The sequence below is a fragment of the Xanthomonas sp. WHRI 6108 genome, from assembly GCF_040202385.2.
GTDB classification, from domain to species: Bacteria; Pseudomonadota; Gammaproteobacteria; order Xanthomonadales; family Xanthomonadaceae; genus Xanthomonas; species Xanthomonas arboricola.
In genome coordinates, this window is record NZ_CP168198.1 from 3,787,193 (window position 1) to 3,802,867 (window position 15,675).

At 66.2% G+C, this 15,675-nt stretch carries 11 protein-coding genes; 6 read left to right on the forward strand and 5 right to left on the reverse strand.

The window, feature by feature from the left end; genetic code table 11:
• Window positions 1-167 precede the first annotated feature (167 nt).
• Both ABQ039_RS15905 and ggt read right to left on the reverse strand, forming a co-directional pair.
• Entirely contained in the window at window positions 168-2,006 is a 1,839-nt protein-coding gene (locus tag ABQ039_RS15905; RefSeq protein ID WP_349778673.1) for a methyl-accepting chemotaxis protein, read from the reverse strand.
• A 79-nt stretch (window positions 2,007-2,085) separates the two neighbouring features.
• Window positions 2,086-3,795: a gamma-glutamyltransferase gene (gene ggt / locus ABQ039_RS15910; protein ID WP_166770336.1), complete on the reverse strand. Its 1,710-nt coding sequence runs from the start codon at window positions 3,793-3,795 to the stop codon at window positions 2,086-2,088.
• A gap of 642 nt (window positions 3,796-4,437) precedes the next feature.
• Here ggt and ilvC point away from each other — a divergent pair.
• The 5 genes from ilvC to ABQ039_RS15935 all read left to right on the forward strand — a co-directional run bounded on the left by ilvC (window position 4,438) and on the right by ABQ039_RS15935 (window position 10,197).
• Window positions 4,438-5,439 (forward strand): ketol-acid reductoisomerase, encoded by a 1,002-nt coding sequence (gene ilvC / locus ABQ039_RS15915; RefSeq protein WP_349778674.1) that lies wholly within the window; start codon window positions 4,438-4,440, stop codon window positions 5,437-5,439.
• A gap of 42 nt (window positions 5,440-5,481) precedes the next feature.
• Window positions 5,482-7,203, forward strand: a complete 1,722-nt coding sequence (gene ilvG / locus ABQ039_RS15920) for an acetolactate synthase 2 catalytic subunit (RefSeq protein WP_104589723.1) — start codon at window positions 5,482-5,484, stop codon at window positions 7,201-7,203.
• Window positions 7,187-7,444 carry an ACT domain-containing protein gene (locus tag ABQ039_RS15925; protein ID WP_024940102.1) on the forward strand — a complete coding sequence of 86 codons (258 nt, stop codon included), beginning with the start codon at window positions 7,187-7,189 and terminating at the stop codon, window positions 7,442-7,444. The genes ilvG and ABQ039_RS15925 overlap by 17 nt, the downstream gene beginning before the upstream one ends.
• Before the next feature lie 123 nt (window positions 7,445-7,567).
• Entirely contained in the window at window positions 7,568-8,638 is a 1,071-nt protein-coding gene (locus ABQ039_RS15930) for a threonine dehydratase (RefSeq protein WP_374057871.1), read from the forward strand.
• Window positions 8,635-10,197 (forward strand): 2-isopropylmalate synthase, encoded by a 1,563-nt coding sequence (locus ABQ039_RS15935; RefSeq protein WP_024940104.1) that lies wholly within the window; start codon window positions 8,635-8,637, stop codon window positions 10,195-10,197. Before ABQ039_RS15930 ends, ABQ039_RS15935 begins: the two co-directional genes overlap by 4 nt.
• A 1,110-nt stretch (window positions 10,198-11,307) precedes the next feature.
• On the opposite strand, the gene leuB is transcribed toward ABQ039_RS15935, so the two are convergent.
• The 3 genes from leuB to leuC all read right to left on the reverse strand — a co-directional run bounded on the left by leuB (window position 11,308) and on the right by leuC (window position 14,639).
• Window positions 11,308-12,381, reverse strand: a complete 1,074-nt coding sequence (gene leuB / locus ABQ039_RS15940) for a 3-isopropylmalate dehydrogenase (RefSeq protein WP_349778670.1) — start codon at window positions 12,379-12,381, stop codon at window positions 11,308-11,310.
• Between the two features lie 94 nt (window positions 12,382-12,475).
• Window positions 12,476-13,123 (reverse strand): 3-isopropylmalate dehydratase small subunit, encoded by a 648-nt coding sequence (gene leuD / locus ABQ039_RS15945; protein ID WP_046344204.1) that lies wholly within the window; start codon window positions 13,121-13,123, stop codon window positions 12,476-12,478.
• A gap of 67 nt (window positions 13,124-13,190) precedes the next feature.
• The gene (gene leuC, locus ABQ039_RS15950) at window positions 13,191-14,639 is read right to left on the reverse strand and encodes a 3-isopropylmalate dehydratase large subunit (RefSeq protein ID WP_349778669.1); all 1,449 of its coding nucleotides are present in this window, start codon (window positions 14,637-14,639) and stop codon (window positions 13,191-13,193) included.
• Between the two features lie 120 nt (window positions 14,640-14,759).
• On the opposite strand from leuC, the gene ABQ039_RS15955 reads away from it, so the two are divergent.
• The gene (locus ABQ039_RS15955) at window positions 14,760-15,644 is read left to right on the forward strand and encodes a LysR family transcriptional regulator (protein ID WP_039525576.1); all 885 of its coding nucleotides are present in this window, start codon (window positions 14,760-14,762) and stop codon (window positions 15,642-15,644) included.
• Window positions 15,645-15,675 lie beyond the last annotated feature (31 nt).

Sequence of the window (15,675 nt, forward strand, 5' to 3'; positions counted from 1 at the left end):
CACGCAGGCGGCCGCCTGGCACGCAGCACGCCAGCGGCGCCATGCAGGGACATTTCCACGGCACATCACCCCGCTAGCCTGCAGTCACTACAACAAGAAACCCGCTCTCTCTCCCTGCCGCCGATCTTCGGCGGCTTTTTTTTTTAACGTGCACGCATGCGGTCGCGTCATTCCAGCGTATAGCCCACCCGCAAACCGCCCCAGTGCTTGCGGCCCACAAAGATCGGGGCCGACAGGTCGAACATGATCTGGCCGGTGTCGCGGCGGTAGACCTGCAGGCGATACGGGTCGGTGTGTGCGCCCACGCTGCGGCCGACGCGGTCGGTGAACTTGCGCTTGGTGCGGTTGCCGACCAGATCGCGCTTGGGATCGCCGGTCAGCGGCTGGGTGAAGCGCAGATTATGCGTGGGCACATAGCCGTCGGGATTGGCGCAGATGGCGAACACGATCCACGGATGCGCATCCAGCAGCGGCTCCTGCAAGGCCGGCAACACCTCGTCGCAAAGCGCATCGAAGTCGGTAGTGAACTTGGCCGGCTCCACGCCGGCAATCGGCGTGTAGGTGCGGGCGAACAGCGCCGCTTCGTCGATCTGGCCGCGTGCGATGGCCTGCGCCAGGGCAGTGCCGATACGAGCGGCGGTCGCCACGGTGAGTTCCTTGACGCGCGCGTGCCGGGGCACTGTCAGCGGGTCGGCCGGCAGACGGAACAGGCCCACGCAATCGCGCAGCGTTTCGGTACCGCGCTCCAGCGCCTCGCTGCGTTCGGCCACGTGCGCGGCATGCTGCAGGTTGCTGCGACCCAGCGCCACCACGCCATCGACGGCACGTTCGATGCCGCGAATCTCGCCGTCCTGCGCCTGGATCCGCCCGGCCACCGTGGTCATCGCGCTGCTGGCCTGGCCGAGCACGCGGGTGATGCCGTCGAGTACCGCTTCGGTGCCGCGCGCGGAGGCCGCACCCTCGCCCACTGCGGCGCTGGTTTCGGCCAGGATCGCGCGCACGTCGCGCGCTGCCGCTGCCGCCCGTTCGGCCAGGCGGCGGATCTCGGTGGCGACCACCGCGAACCCGCGCCCCGCATCGCCGGCATGCGCGGCTTCGATACCGGCGTTGATCGACAGGATATTGGTCTGGAACGCCACCGAGTCGATGACTTCGATGACCTCGCCGGCACGCGCGGCGCGACGTTCCACTTCGTGCATGGCCTGGCCCAGCGCATGTGCGGCGGCGACGCCCTGACGTGCGCTGTCGTCGGCACTGGCGGCCAGCGCAATCACCTGCGTCAGATCGGCGTTGACGTCCTGCAGGCTCGAAGAGAGCCGCTGCACCGCCGTGCGGGCACCATCCAGGGCATCGGCCTGCGCCTGCGACTGACGCACCATGCCGTCGTTTTCGGCCACCAGCGGCGGCACTTCGGCGGCGATCTGCACCGACAACGCCACGGCCTGGCGGATCGCTTCGGCCAGATTGCCGAAGCCGGCCTGCAGCCGGCGCCCCATATCGGTCTCCGCCAGACCGGGCGGCAGCAGCAGTTCCAGCTCGCAACCAGCCAACGCGTTGGCGGTGCGCTCCAGCACGGTGCGGTCTTCGTGTTCGGCCTGCAGGCGCGCCACCAGCGGCTGCAGCAGCGGCGAGATCGGCACCGGCCGGCTGTCGTCGGCCAGACGGGTGGCTTCGCGCAGCAGGATCGCGGTTTCTACATGCGGCAACGACAGCATCCAGCCACCGTACTCGCGGTCGCGCACATAGCGCACGCGCCGGGCCGGGTCGTCGCCCGGGGCCGCCCAGACGCCGTCTTCGCCGATCAGATCGGCTGCGGACAATCCCCACAACACCGACGCCGGTGCGCCTTGCAGCTCGCCGGCGGTCTTGCCCAGGACGTCCAGGCCTGCGCGGTTGCAGGCCACCACGCAGGCCTCGGCCGATAGCCGCAACAGCGCGACCGGTGCATCGGGGAGCAGCGCCGCATGCGTTTGCGACGGCGGATCGGGCTGTTGCATCGAGCTCATGGGCTTTCCTAATCCATCACCATCATTAGCGGCGCACTGCGGTTGCAATTGAGCGGCGCCACGCACCGCAAGCGCCCGCTCAGTAGCCGGCGGCCTGCCCGTCCTTGCGGCTTTCCGAAGCGCCGTAATACACCCCGCTGGCCGGGTCGCGCGCGATCGCCTGGTATCCGCCATACGGGCCATCGGCAAAGATCACCCGGTGGCCCTTGCGCATTAGTGCGCGAATGGTGTCGTAGGAGAAGCCGGTTTCCAGGTTGACCTCGCCGCCGTCGCTCATCGCGGTGGCCTGGCCGGTCGGCTCGGTGGAGCCTTCATGCTGGATGCGCGGCGCGTCGCCGGCTTCCTGCAGATTCATATGGAAGTCCACCAGGTTCATCACGATCTGCACGTGCCCCTGCGGCTGCATCGCCCCGCCCATCACCCCGAAGCTCAGCCACGGCTTGCCGTCCTTGGTGACGAAGGCGGGAATGATGGTCTGGAACGGCCGCTTGCCCGGCGCATAGCCGTTGGGGTGATCCTTTTTCAGCACGAACATCTCGCCGCGGTCCTGCAGGATGAAGCCCAGCCCGGGCGGGGCCATGCCGCTGCCCATGCCGCGGTAATTGGACTGGATCAACGAGACCATCATGCCGTCGGCATCGGCCACGGTCATGTAGATGGTGTCGCCTTCTTCCAGCTGCTTGGGCGTGCCCGGCTGCACTTCCTTGAGCGCCTTGTCCATGGAGATCAGCGCGCGACGCTGCGCGGCGTAGTCCTTGGAAATCAGCCTGGCCAGCGGCGCCGGCTGGAACGCCGGGTCGGCATAGAAGCGCGCGCGGTCGGCGAAGGCCAGCTTCTTGGCTTCGGTGAACAGGTGCACATGCTCGGCCGAGCCGTACGGAATCTTGGAGAAATCGTAGCCTTCCAGGATATTGAGCATCTGCAGCGCGGCGATGCCCTGGCTGTTGGGCGGCAGCTCCCAGACGTCATAACCACGGTAGTTGGTGGACACCGGCTCCACCCACTCACCGGTGTGGCTGGCCAGATCCTCGTAACTCAGGTAGCCGCCATTGGCCTTGAAATAGGCACCGATGGTGCGGGCGATGTCGCCCTTGTAGAACGCATCGCGGCCACCGTCGGCAATCTGCTGCAAGGTGTTGGCCAGGTTCGGGTTCTTCCACAGCTCGCCCTTGCGCGGGGCATGGCCGTCGATGGTGAACTGCTCCTTGAAGCCGGGGTACTGCGACAGGCGCGGCACCGAGCGGTCCCAGTAATAGGCGATGGTCTCGGCCACCGGATGGCCCTCGCGGGCGTAGCGGATCGCCGGGGCCAGGTTCTGCGCCATCGGCTTGCGCCCGAAGCGCTCGTGCAGCGCGAACCAGCCATCCACCGCGCCCGGCACCGAGACCGGCAACGGGCCGGTCGGCGGTATGTCCTTCAGCCCACGTCGCTGGAACTCGGCCAGGGTCAGCGACCTGGGCGAGCGGCCCGAGCCGTTGTAGCCGTAGAGCTTGCTGGTCTTGGGGTCCCAGACAATGGCAAACAGATCCCCGCCGACGCCGTTGCCGGTGGGCTCCATCAGGCCCAGCGCGGCATTGGCAGCAATCGCCGCATCCACCGCCGAGCCGCCGTCCTTCATCACATCCAGCGCGATCTGGGTGGCCAACGGCTGCGAGGTGGCCGCCATCGCATGCGGGGCGATGACTTCGGAGCGGGTGGCGAACGGCTGCCCGGTGATCCGGTCGGCAGCAGTGAGGGGCGGCGCGAGCAGCGCCAGGGCAGACATCAACAACACAGGTACGCGACGCATGACAGAAGATCCCCGGACACCACAGGTAAGTGGCCAACCATACCAGCGGGTCGGGCCGCCTCGCTCGACAAGCGCTGCCTGTCAGCACAAATACCGCGCATTTAGTGACTCGCATCGCCCGTCACCACCCTGCAACGATGCGGTTTCAACAGCAACCATGCTGCTGCCACGCGGTTTCGCGCGGCACAGCGCCGATTGATGCGGCCGTTTCATGCGCAAGGGTTGACACCCCACCTGCAGCGATGGTTATCTCAGCCACATGTCGCACCGCCACACCACCTCGAACGCCCCAGTGTCCGCGCCCATCGGCGCGTCGGCAGCGTCGCTTCTCGTGCTCGTACTTATTACCTCGCCAACCGGTGCGGGACGGGACTTCGTGTAGGCAACAGACACACAAGGCTTCGATCAGACCCCGCACCGGCAACGGCGCGGGGTTTCGCGTTTCAGGGACCACCAAAAGTTTCGAATGACATGAACGACATCACCGACATCGCCACCAGCTGCCCTACCCGCGCCGACCACTGCGCTGGTGCAGTGCCTGCGTGGCCGGTGCCGTCGTCCATCCCCGCTTTGCTCGGCCGGCCAGCCCCTGACGCTGCCGGCTGATCCTTTTCCCACTGCCAACCCCGCAAGGACTACTCCATGAGCAACGACACCCAACCGAAAATCGCGATCATCGGCTACGGCAGCCAGGGCCGCGCGCATGCGCTGAACCTGCGCGATTCCGGCTTCGAGGTCACCGTCGGCCTGCGTGCCGGTGGCCCGACCGAATCCAAGGCTCAGGCCGACGGCTTCACCGTGGTGGCGCCGGCCGAGGCGGTCAAGAGTGCCGACCTGGTCGCGATCCTAACCCCGGACATGGTGCAGAAGAAGCTCTACGAAGAGGTCATCGCCCCGAACATGAGGCAAGGCGCCTGCCTGCTGTTTGCGCATGGCCTGAACGTGCATTTCGACATGATCACCCCGCGCGCCGATCTGGACGTGGTGCTGGTCGCGCCGAAGGGTCCGGGCGCGCTGGTGCGTCGCGAATATGAGATCGGCCGCGGCGTGCCGTGCATCTATGCGGTCTACCAGGACACCAGCGGCAAGGCCGAGCAGTTCGCGCTGACCTATGCCGGCGGCCTGGGCGGGGCGCGCGCCAACATCATCAAGACCACTTTCAAAGAAGAGACCGAAACCGATCTGTTCGGCGAGCAGGCCGTGCTGTGCGGCGGCGCCTCGTCGCTGGTGCAGGCCGGGTTCGAAGTGCTGGTGGAAGCCGGCTACCAACCGGAGATCGCGTACTACGAAGTGCTGCACGAACTGAAGTTGATCGTGGACCTGTTTTACGAAGGCGGCATCACCCGCATGCTGGAATTCGTGTCCGAAACCGCGCAATACGGCGATTATGTCAGCGGCCCGCGCGTGATCGACGCCAGCACCAAGGCGCGCATGAAGGACGTGCTGACCGATATCCAGAACGGCACCTTCACCAAGAACTGGGTGGCCGAATACGAAGCCGGCCTGCCGAACTACAACAAGTTCAAGCAGGCCGATCTGGAGCACCCGATCGAGGAAGTGGGCAAGAAGCTGCGCGCCAAGATGGTGTGGCTCAACGGTCAGCAGCAGGCCGCCGCCGCACCTGCGAATCAACAAGCGGCGTAATGCCGCCGCACCCCCACCGCTAACACCGAAGGTCCGCAACGCATGAACACCTCCGCACACAGCACGCCCCGCAACGGCGCGCGCTGGCTGACGCAGGCCCTGGAAGCCGAAGGCGTGGAAACGCTGTTCGGTTATCCGGGCGGCACCATCATGCCGTTCTACGACGCCCTGGTGGATTCCAGGCTCAAGCACATCCTGGTCCGTCACGAACAGGGCGCCGCCCTCGCCGCCAATGGCTACGCCCGTGCCAGCGGCCGGGTCGGCGTGTGCGTGGCCACCTCCGGCCCGGGCGCGTCCAATCTGGTCACCGGCATCGCCGATGCGATGCTCGATTCGGTCCCGATGGTGTGCCTGACCGGCCAGGTCGCCACGCCCCTGCTGGGCACCGATGCGTTCCAGGAACTGGACGTGTTCGGCATGACCATGCCAATCGTCAAGCACAGCTTTCTGGTGCGGCGTGTGGAGGATCTCCCGGAGATGGTGCGCGAAGCGTTCCGCATCGCGCGCGAGGGACGCCCCGGGCCGGTGCTGATCGACCTGCCCAAGGACGTGCAGATCGCCGATGCCTCGCATCTGCCCGATCATGTGCCGGCGGCAGTGTTGCCGCCTCCGGCCCCGGAGGATGCGAAATTGGCCGAAGCGCTGGCGGCCATCGCCAGTGCCGAACGCCCGGTGGTGTACGGCGGCGGCGGCATCGCCCTGGCCGGTGCGGTGGAGGCGTTTCGGCGCTTTGTCGAAGCCACCGGCATTCCCACCGCGCTGACCTTGCGCGGCCTGGGCGCGCTGCCGCATGCGCATCCGGATTATTTGGGCATGCTGGGCATGCACGGCACCCGCGCGGCCAATATGGCGATCCAGGAATGCGATCTGTTGGTGGTGGTCGGCGCACGCTTCGATGACCGTGCCACCGGCAAGTTGAGCGAATTCGCACCATTCGCGCGCGTCATCCATCTGGATGCCGATGCGTATGAAATCTCCAAGCTGCGTACGGCCGACATCGCCGTGCCCGGCGATGTGGCGGTCAGTCTGAAGGCATTGAGCGCAGCACGCGGCAATTGCCAGGCATGGCGCACGCGCTGCTTTGCCAACCGCGAAAAATTCGGCGCGCGTTACGACGCGCCCGGCACCGATATCTACGCGCCGGCGCTGCTCAAGCGCCTGAGCGAAGTGGCCCCGGCCGACACCATCATCGCTTGCGACGTGGGTCAGCATCAGATGTGGGTGGCCCAGCATTGCCGCTTCAGCGATCCGCGCAATCACCTCACCAGCGGGGCGCTCGGCACGATGGGCTTCGGCCTGCCGGCGGCGATGGGCGCGCAGTTCGCCTGCCCCGACCGCACCGTGGTGCTGGTCTCCGGCGACGGAAGTTTCATGATGAACGTGCAGGAGCTGGTGACGATCGCGCGCTGCAAGCTGCCGGTGAAGATCGTGCTGCTGGACAACAGCTCGCTGGGCATGGTGCGGCAGTGGCAGGAACTGTTCTTTGCCGAGCGTTACAGCGAAATCGATCTGTCCGACAACCCGGATTTTGCCGCCCTGGCACAGGTCTTCGGCATCCCGGCCAAGCGCATCATCGCGCGCGGCGATGTCGATGCCGCACTGGCCGAACTGCTGGCGCAACCCGGCCCCGGCCTGCTGCATGTGGCCATCGACGCGCGTGCCAACGTGTGGCCGCTGGTGCCGCCCAACAACGCCAACAGCACCATGCTGGACAGCAATCCCGCACACGCGGCCAAGGAGACATCGCATGCGTTACCGGCTTGACCTGGTGCTGAAGCCGGCCGAAGGCGCATTGGTGCGCGTGCTCGGCATGACCGAGCGACGCGGCTTCCGCCCCTGCGCCATCCAGGGCGCCAGCGCCCCGGACGATGCCGGCCGCTGGCATCTGCAACTGGACGTGGACAGCACCCGCCCGCCGGAGACGCTGCGCCTGCAGCTGGAGAAGGTGTACGACTGCGAGTCGGTGACGATCACCGCGCTGGACTCGGTCGAGGTCGCGGCGTGAACGCCCGGACCTCGCGCGAGCATGAAACTGCTGTCCGGAGGTGTCTTCTCCCGGATCGGCCGTGCGCGTGCCGCAATGCCTGATTCCGGCCGCCCCTCCCCGCAGGAGCCAGACGTAGGCGACGTGGCGGTCAGCGTGGCCGACGTCCTGGCCGCGCAGGCCCGCCTGCGCAAGTATCTGTCGCCCACGCCGTTGCATTACGCCGAGCGCTTCGGTGTGTGGTTGAAGCTGGAAAATCTGCAGCGCACCGGCTCCTACAAGGTGCGCGGTGCCTTGAATGCCTTGCTGGCAGGGCTGGAACGCGGCGACGAGCGCCCGGTGATCTGCGCCTCGGCCGGCAATCATGCGCAAGGCGTAGCGTGGTCGGCGTACCGGCTGGGCGTGCAGGCCATCACGGTGATGCCCTACGGCGCGCCGCAGACCAAGATCGCCGGCGTCGCGCACTGGGGCGCCACCGTCCGCCAGCATGGCAACAGCTACGACGAGGCGTTTGCGTTCGCGCGCGAGCTGGCCGACCAGAACGGCTACCGTTTTCTGTCCGCCTTCGACGACCCGGATGTGATCGCCGGGCAAGGCACGGTCGGCATCGAGCTGGCCGCGCATGCGCCGGACGTGGTGATCGTGCCGATCGGCGGCGGCGGGCTGGCCTCCGGGGTGGCGCTGGCGCTGAAATCGCAAGGCGTGCGCATCGTCGGCGCGCAGGTGGAAGGTGTCGATTCGATGGCGCGCGCCGTACGTGGCGATCTGCGTGAAATCGCTCCGGTCCCCACCCTGGCCGACGGCGTGAAGGTCAAGATTCCCGGCTTTCTGACCCGTCGCCTGTGCGCGAGCCTGCTCGATGATGTGGTGATCGTGCGCGAGGCCGAATTACGCGAAACGCTGGTGCGCCTGGCCCTGGAAGAACACGTCATCGCCGAGGGCGCTGGCGCGCTGGCCTTGGCCGCCGGCCGCCGCGTTTCGGGGAAACGCAAGTGTGCGGTGGTCTCTGGCGGTAATATCGACGCAACTGTTCTGGCCACACTCTTGTCCGAGGTGCGGCCGCGGCCGCCACGCAAGCCGCGTCGTCGCAATACCGAGCGACTTCGCAACGAACGCAGCGCCAAGTCACTTCCCGAAACACCCGTTCTTTCCCGCCCATCCGCAGTCGCTTCAACGCCTGTCACCGCCATCGCCGTAGAGGAGTCTTCCTGGTGAACACGACCGTATCCAACCAGACCCCGCGTATCCGAATTTTCGACACCACCCTGCGCGACGGCGAGCAATCCCCCGGCTGCAGCATGACGCCCCAGCAAAAGCTGGTGATGGCGCGCGCGCTGGACGAACTCGGCGTGGACATCATCGAAACCGGTTTCCCGGCCAGTTCGCATTCGGACCGCGAGGCCGTCGCGATGATCGGCCGCGAGCTGCGTCGCCCCACGCTGGCGGTGCTGTCGCGCTGCCTGCAGGCCGACATCGAGACCTCCGCACGTGCACTGGAGGCGGCCGCCAATCCGCGCCTGCATGTCTTCCTGTCCACCAGCCCGCTGCACCGCGAGCACAAGCTGCGCATGAGCCGCGAGCAGGTGCTGGAGTCGGTGCACAAGCATGTGACGCTGGCGCGCGGCTATATCGACGACATCGAGTTCTCCGCCGAAGACGCCACCCGCACCGAAGAGGATTTCCTGGCCGAGGTGGCGCGCGTGGCGATCGCCGCCGGTGCCACCACGATCAATCTGCCGGACACGGTAGGCTTTACCACGCCGGAAGAGATCCGCGGCATGTTCTCGCGCCTGATCGCCAGCGTGGAAGGTGCCGACACCGTGATCTTCAGCGCGCACTGCCACAACGATCTGGGCCTGGCGGTGGCCAACTCGCTGGCGGCGATCGAAGGCGGCGCACGGCAGGTCGAGTGCACCATCAACGGCATCGGCGAGCGCGCCGGCAACTGCGCGCTGGAAGAAATCACCATGGCACTGAAGGTGCGCGGTGCGTTCTACAACATCGATACCGACATCAACACCCCTCGCATCGTCTCCACCTCGCAGTTGCTGCAGCGCCTGGTCGGCATGCCGGTGCAGCGCAACAAGGCAGTGGTCGGCGGCAATGCGTTCGCGCACGAGTCGGGCATCCACCAGCACGGCATGCTGCGCCATCGCGGCACCTACGAAATCATGCGTCCGGAAGACGTGGGCTGGGAGTCCTCGCAGATGGTGCTGGGCCGCCACAGCGGCCGCGCGGCGGTGGAACAGCGCCTGCGTGCCTTGGGGTACCTGCTGGAGGAAGAAGAGGTCAAGCTGGTCTTCGAGCAGTTCAAGGCGTTGTGCGAAAAGCAGCGCGTGGTCACCGACGCGGATCTGCAGGCCTTGATGCAGGACGCCACCGTGCAGGAAGGCTATCGCCTGGCGTCGATGACCATCAGCGATGTCGGCAGCCGTGCCAATGCGCTGGTGGAACTCTCCGACCCGGAAGGCAATCGCGTGGCCGAAACCGCGCAGGGCAATGGTCCGGTGGATGCGCTCTTCGGCGCACTGGCCTCGGCCACCGGTGTGAAGCTGGAGCTGGACAGCTACCAGGTGCATAGCGTGGGCATCGGCGCAGATGCGCGCGGCGAAGCCAGCCTGAGCGTGCGCCACGATGGCGTGGAATACGAAGGCACCGGCACCAGCAAGGACATCATCGAAGCCAGCGCCCTGGCATGGCTGGATGTGGCCAACCGCCTGCTGCGTCAGCGCGAGCGCGGCGTGGTTGCCGGCAAGACGGCTGCGGTGGCGTAACACCGCTCATTCGCTGGACGATGCAAACCTGACGGCCGGCAGTGTGATCTGCTGGCCGTTCTGGTGTTTGGTGTTCCAACTTTCTTGCAAGGCCGTCGATTTGCTGCGGGCGCCCGTGCGCCTACCGTCACTGAATACGGCGCCGCGCCACCGATCTTGGGGGCAGCATCTGCGGGTTCTGTACGAATGCGTCGGGTTGCTGCAGACGCTTGCACGCGTACCGGTGTGGGACACGCCGCAAGTACGTCCATGTAGGCTCTGGCGCGGCATCCATGCCGCTCAAGGTCCCACGCCGGCACCCGCGCAAGCACCACCAATTGCTATCGGGTGCGGAAAGAAATGCAGAGCGCATGCCGGGCTGGAGGTCCTTCGGAGCGTCCATCCTGGCGACGTGAGCAGATAGGTGGCTTGCCGATTACATCGGCCAGGAAGTCCGCAGGCATCAACACGTGCTTGACGCATTGCTTGCCGATCAGCAGTAGCAATCTTGGGAGCGTGGTGTCGCGTCTGGGGGCGGGACCGTGTGGCGGCATGGATGCCGCCACCGAGCCTCCAGGAATGGATTTACGGCGTGTCCCGACACCGGATGCGGCGCCGCGCCGCCGGCCGACTCCGCCTACCGGTCAATCTTGCGCACGACATCCGGAGTTCCACGCGAATGCGTCGGTTTGCTGCGGGCGCTTGCACGCGTGCCGGTGTGGGACACGCCGCAAGTACGTCCGTGTAGGCTCTGGCGCGGCATCCATGCCGCTCAAGGTCCCACGCCGGCACCCGCGCAAGCACCACCAATTGCTATCGGTTACGGAAAGAAATGCAGAGGGCATGCTGGGAGCGTGGTGCCGCGTCCGGGGGCGGGACCGTGTGGCGGCATGGATGCCGCCACCGAGCCTCCAGGGACGGATTGACGGCGCGTCCCGACATCGGATGCGGCGCCGCGCTACCGACCGACCTGCATGCCGACCACTCCTGCGTACACCATCCGCAGGTTCATGCAGATGCTTCGGTTGAATGATGTGGTCACGGATGAGGCAGCCGCCAAACGAAAGTGGCTATCGTCAGAAGAACGATAGCCACCAGGACAGCCACGACGCATCAAGGAAGCGATCGCTGTTACAGCGCGGCCACCACTGCATCGCCCATTGCCACCGTGCCAACCTTGGTCGTGCCTTCCGACCAGATGTCGGCAGTGCGCAGGCCTTGGTCGAGCACCTTACCGACTGCTTGCTCGATCGCATCAGCGGCAGCAGATTGCGCAAACGTATAGCGCAACATCATTGCCACCGACAGGATGGTGGCCAGCGGATTGGCGATGCCCTTGCCTGCGATGTCCGGCGCCGAGCCATGACACGGCTCGTACATGCCCTTGCTGTTGGCATCCAGCGAGGCCGAGGGCAGCATGCCGATCGAGCCGGTGAGCATCGACGCCTGGTCGGACAGGATGTCGCCGAACATGTTGTCGGTCACGATCACGTCGAACTGCTTGGGCGCACGCACCAACTGCATCGCCGCATTGTCCACGTACATGTGCGACAGCGCGATGTCTGGATAGTCCTTGGCCACTTCTTCGACGACGGCACGCCACAGCTGGCTCGATGCCAACACATTGGCCTTGTCTACCGAACACAGCTTCTTGCCGCGCAAACGGGCCATCTCGAAACCGGCCTTGGCGATGCGGCGGATCTCGCTTTCGCTGTATGGCAGCGTGTCGTAGGCCTGACGCTCGCCGTTTTCCAATGTGCGCGTGCCCCGCGGCTGACCGAAATAAATGCCGCCGGTAAGCTCGCGCAGGATCAGCAGATCCAGCCCGGATACCACCTCCGGCTTGAGCGTGGAGGCCTCGGCCAGCTGCGGATACAACAGTGCCGGACGCAGGTTGGCGAACAACCCAAGCTGCGAGCGGATCTTGAGCAGGCCCCGCTCCGGGCGCAACGATGGGTCGATGGTGTCCCATTGCGGCCCACCGACCGCGCCCAGCAGCACCGCGTCGGCAGCGCGCGCGCGCTCCAGCGTTTCGTCGGCCAGCGGGCTGCCGTACTTGTCGTAGGCCGCGCCACCCAGTTCGTCGTACACCAGGCTGAAACCCAAATCATGTTGCGCATCGATGCGCGTCAGCACCTTGACCGCTTCGGCCATGATCTCCGGGCCAATGCCGTCGCCAGGAAGAATCAGAATCTGCTTGCTCATGCAATCCTCGTCAGTTGGCGCCGCAGCGCCTTGGAAATCAACATCGCGCCACACACACCTGGCATGACCGGCTCATCGGTGACCGCCGGCGACCTTACTGCAGCGCGCCGAACAGCCACGGTTGACGCGCGCGATGGCCTTGCTCGAAGCGACCGATCGCATCGGCGTCCTGCAGGGTCAGGCCGATGTCGTCCAGGCCGTTGAGCAGGCAGTGCTTGCGGAATGCATCGATGTCGAAGCCGTATTCCACGCCATCGGGGCGGCGCACGCGCTGTGCGGCCAGATCCACAGTGAGTTGATAGCCCTCGGTGGCCAGGCATTGCTCGAACAGGGCGTCCACTTCCGCTTCGGCCAGCACGATCGGCAGCAGGCCGTTCTTGAAGCTGTTGTTGAAGAAGATGTCGGCAAAGCTGGGCGCGATCACGGTGCGGAAGCCGTATTCGTCCAGCGCCCAAGGCGCGTGCTCGCGCGAGGAACCGCAGCCGAAGTTCTCGCGTGCCAGCAGCACGCTGGCGCCCTGATAGCGCGGGAAATTGAGCACGAACTCCGGATTGAGCGGGCGCTGGCTGTTGTCACGGCCGGGCTCGCCGATGTCCAGATACCGCCATTCGTCGAACAGGTTCGGCCCGAAGCCGGTGCGCTTGATCGACTTGAGGAATTGCTTGGGAATGATCTGGTCGGTATCGACATTGGCGCGATCCAGCGGCGCCACCAGTCCGGTGTGTTGGGTGAAAGGGGTCATTGAGAGAGGCCGGGATTGAGGATTGGGGATTGGGGATTCGAAAAGGCTGGGGATGGCGGAGCGCTTTTTACGAATCCCGAATCCCTATTCCCGAATCTCCAAGGTCACGCACATCAACAAAATGCCCGCTGACCGCCGCCGCTGCGGCCATCGCCGGGCTGACCAGATGGGTGCGGCCGCCGGCGCCCTGGCGGCCTTCGAAATTGCGGTTGGAGGTGGAGGCGCAGTGTTCGCCGCTGCCCAGCTTGTCCGGGTTCATCGCCAGACACATCGAGCAACCCGGCTCGCGCCATTCGAAACCGGCGTCCAGAAATACCTTGTCCAGGCCTTCGGCCTCGGCCTGCGCCTTGACCAGGCCCGAGCCGGGGACCACCAACGCCTGCTTGATCGTGGAGGCGACCTTGCGGCCCTTCGCAACCGCAGCGGCCGCACGCAGGTCTTCGATGCGCGAGTTGGTGCACGAGCCGATGAACACCCGGTCCAGGCGGATCTCGGTGATCGGCTGGTTTGCGCGCAAGCCCATGTACTTCAGCGCGCGCTCGATCGAATCGCGCCGGGTCGGATCCTGTTCGGTTGCCGGGTCGGGCACCAGCTGATCCACCGCCAGCACCATTTCCGGCGAGGTGCCCCAGCTGACCTGCGGCTTGATGTCTTCGGCGCGCAGCTCCACCACCGTGTCGAAGTGCGCGTCGGCATCGGAGACCAGCGTGCGCCACAGCGCGACCGCCGCCTCCCAGTCGGCGCCCTTGGGCGCAAACGGGCGACCTTGCACGTAGGCAATGGTCTTTTCGTCCACCGCCACCATACCAACGCGCGCACCGGCTTCGATGGACATGTTGCAGATGGTCATGCGGCCTTCCATCGACAGCGCGCGGATCGCGCTGCCGGCAAATTCCAGTGCATGGCCGTTGCCGCCGGCAGTGCCGATCCTGCCGATCACCGCCAGTACGATGTCCTTGGCGGTCACGCCGAACGGCAGCGTGCCTTCCACGCGCACCTGCATGTTCTTCATCTTCTTGGCGATCAGGCATTGCGTGGCCAGCACATGCTCGACCTCGGAGGTGCCGATGCCGTGCGCCAGCGCGCCGAACGCGCCATGCGTGGAGGTGTGCGAATCGCCGCAGACCACGGTCATGCCCGGCAGGGTGGCGCCCTGCTCGGGGCCGACCACATGCACGATGCCCTGGCGCGCATCGTTCATCTTGAACTCGAGGATGCCGAAGTCGTCGCAGTTCTCGTCCAGCGTCTGCACCTGCAGCCGCGAGACTTCGTCGGAGATCGACTCCAGCCCGCCCTGGCGCTCGGCACGCGTGGTCGGCACGTTGTGGTCGGGCGTGGCGATGTTGGCGTCGATGCGCCAGGGCTTGCGCCCGGCCAGGCGCAGGCCTTCGAACGCCTGCGGCGAGGTCACTTCATGCAGGATGTGGCGGTCGATGTAGATCAGCGACGAACCATCGTCGCGGCGCGTGACCTCGTGTAGGTCCCACAGCTTGTCGTACAGCGTCTTGGCAGTCATTGCGGCGATCCGGTTGGCGGATGGTGGGAGCACCCACCTGGCTGCGTTCGATGCTAGGAGCTTGCCTTGGATAACGCAAATTCATATTGTTTATTCAACAAATGAAATTTGGGAATGGCAATGGATCTGGCAAGCCTCAGCGCCTTCGTGGCGATCGCCGAGAGCGGCAGCTTTTCGGCAGCCGGCGAGGCCTTGCACCTCACCCAGCCGGCGGTGAGCAAGCGGATCGCCTTGCTGGAAGCGCAACTATCGGCGCGACTGTTCGACCGCCTTGGTCGCCAGGTGGTGCTGACCGAGGCCGGCCAGGCCTTGCTGCCGCGTGCGCAACGCATCCTGGCCGAGCTGCAGGACACCCGCCGCGTGCTGGAGCATCTTGGCGCGGCGGTCGGCGGGCGCCTGAGCCTGGCCACCAGCCATCATGTCGGCCTGCATCGCCTGCCCGCCCTGCTGCGCGGCTTCGCTGCGCAACACCCGCAGGCAGCGCTGGACATCCAGTTTCTGGATTCGGAGCTGGCCTACGCCGCGGTGCTGCGCGGCGAGGTGGAGCTGGCGGTCACCACGCTGGCACCGGATACGCGTGCGCCGCTGCGCGCGCAACCGATCTGGCATGACCGCCTGCAGTTCGTGGTGGCGCCGGATCACCCGCTGGCCGCGTTGCGCGCGGTGTCGCTGGAAGATGTGGTGGCGCATCCGGCGGTGCTGCCGGACCCGGGCACGTTCACCCATCGCATCGTCGCCGGCCTGTTCGCCGAGCGCGCCCTGGTGCCGAGCCTGCGCATGACCACCAACTATCTGGAGACGATCAAGATGCTGGTGTCGGTGGGCCTTGCGTGGAGCGTGTTGCCGGAGCGCATGATCGATCATCAGATCGTGGCGCTGCCGCTGCCCGACGTGGCGCTGTCGCGCGAGCTGGGCTGCGTGACCCATGGCGGGCGCACCCTGTCGCGCGCCGCGCAGGCATTTGTCGCGTTGCTGCATGCGCAGGCGGACCAGTTGCAGACGTGAGCGCGGCAACTCCACGCAGCCGGCAACGCAG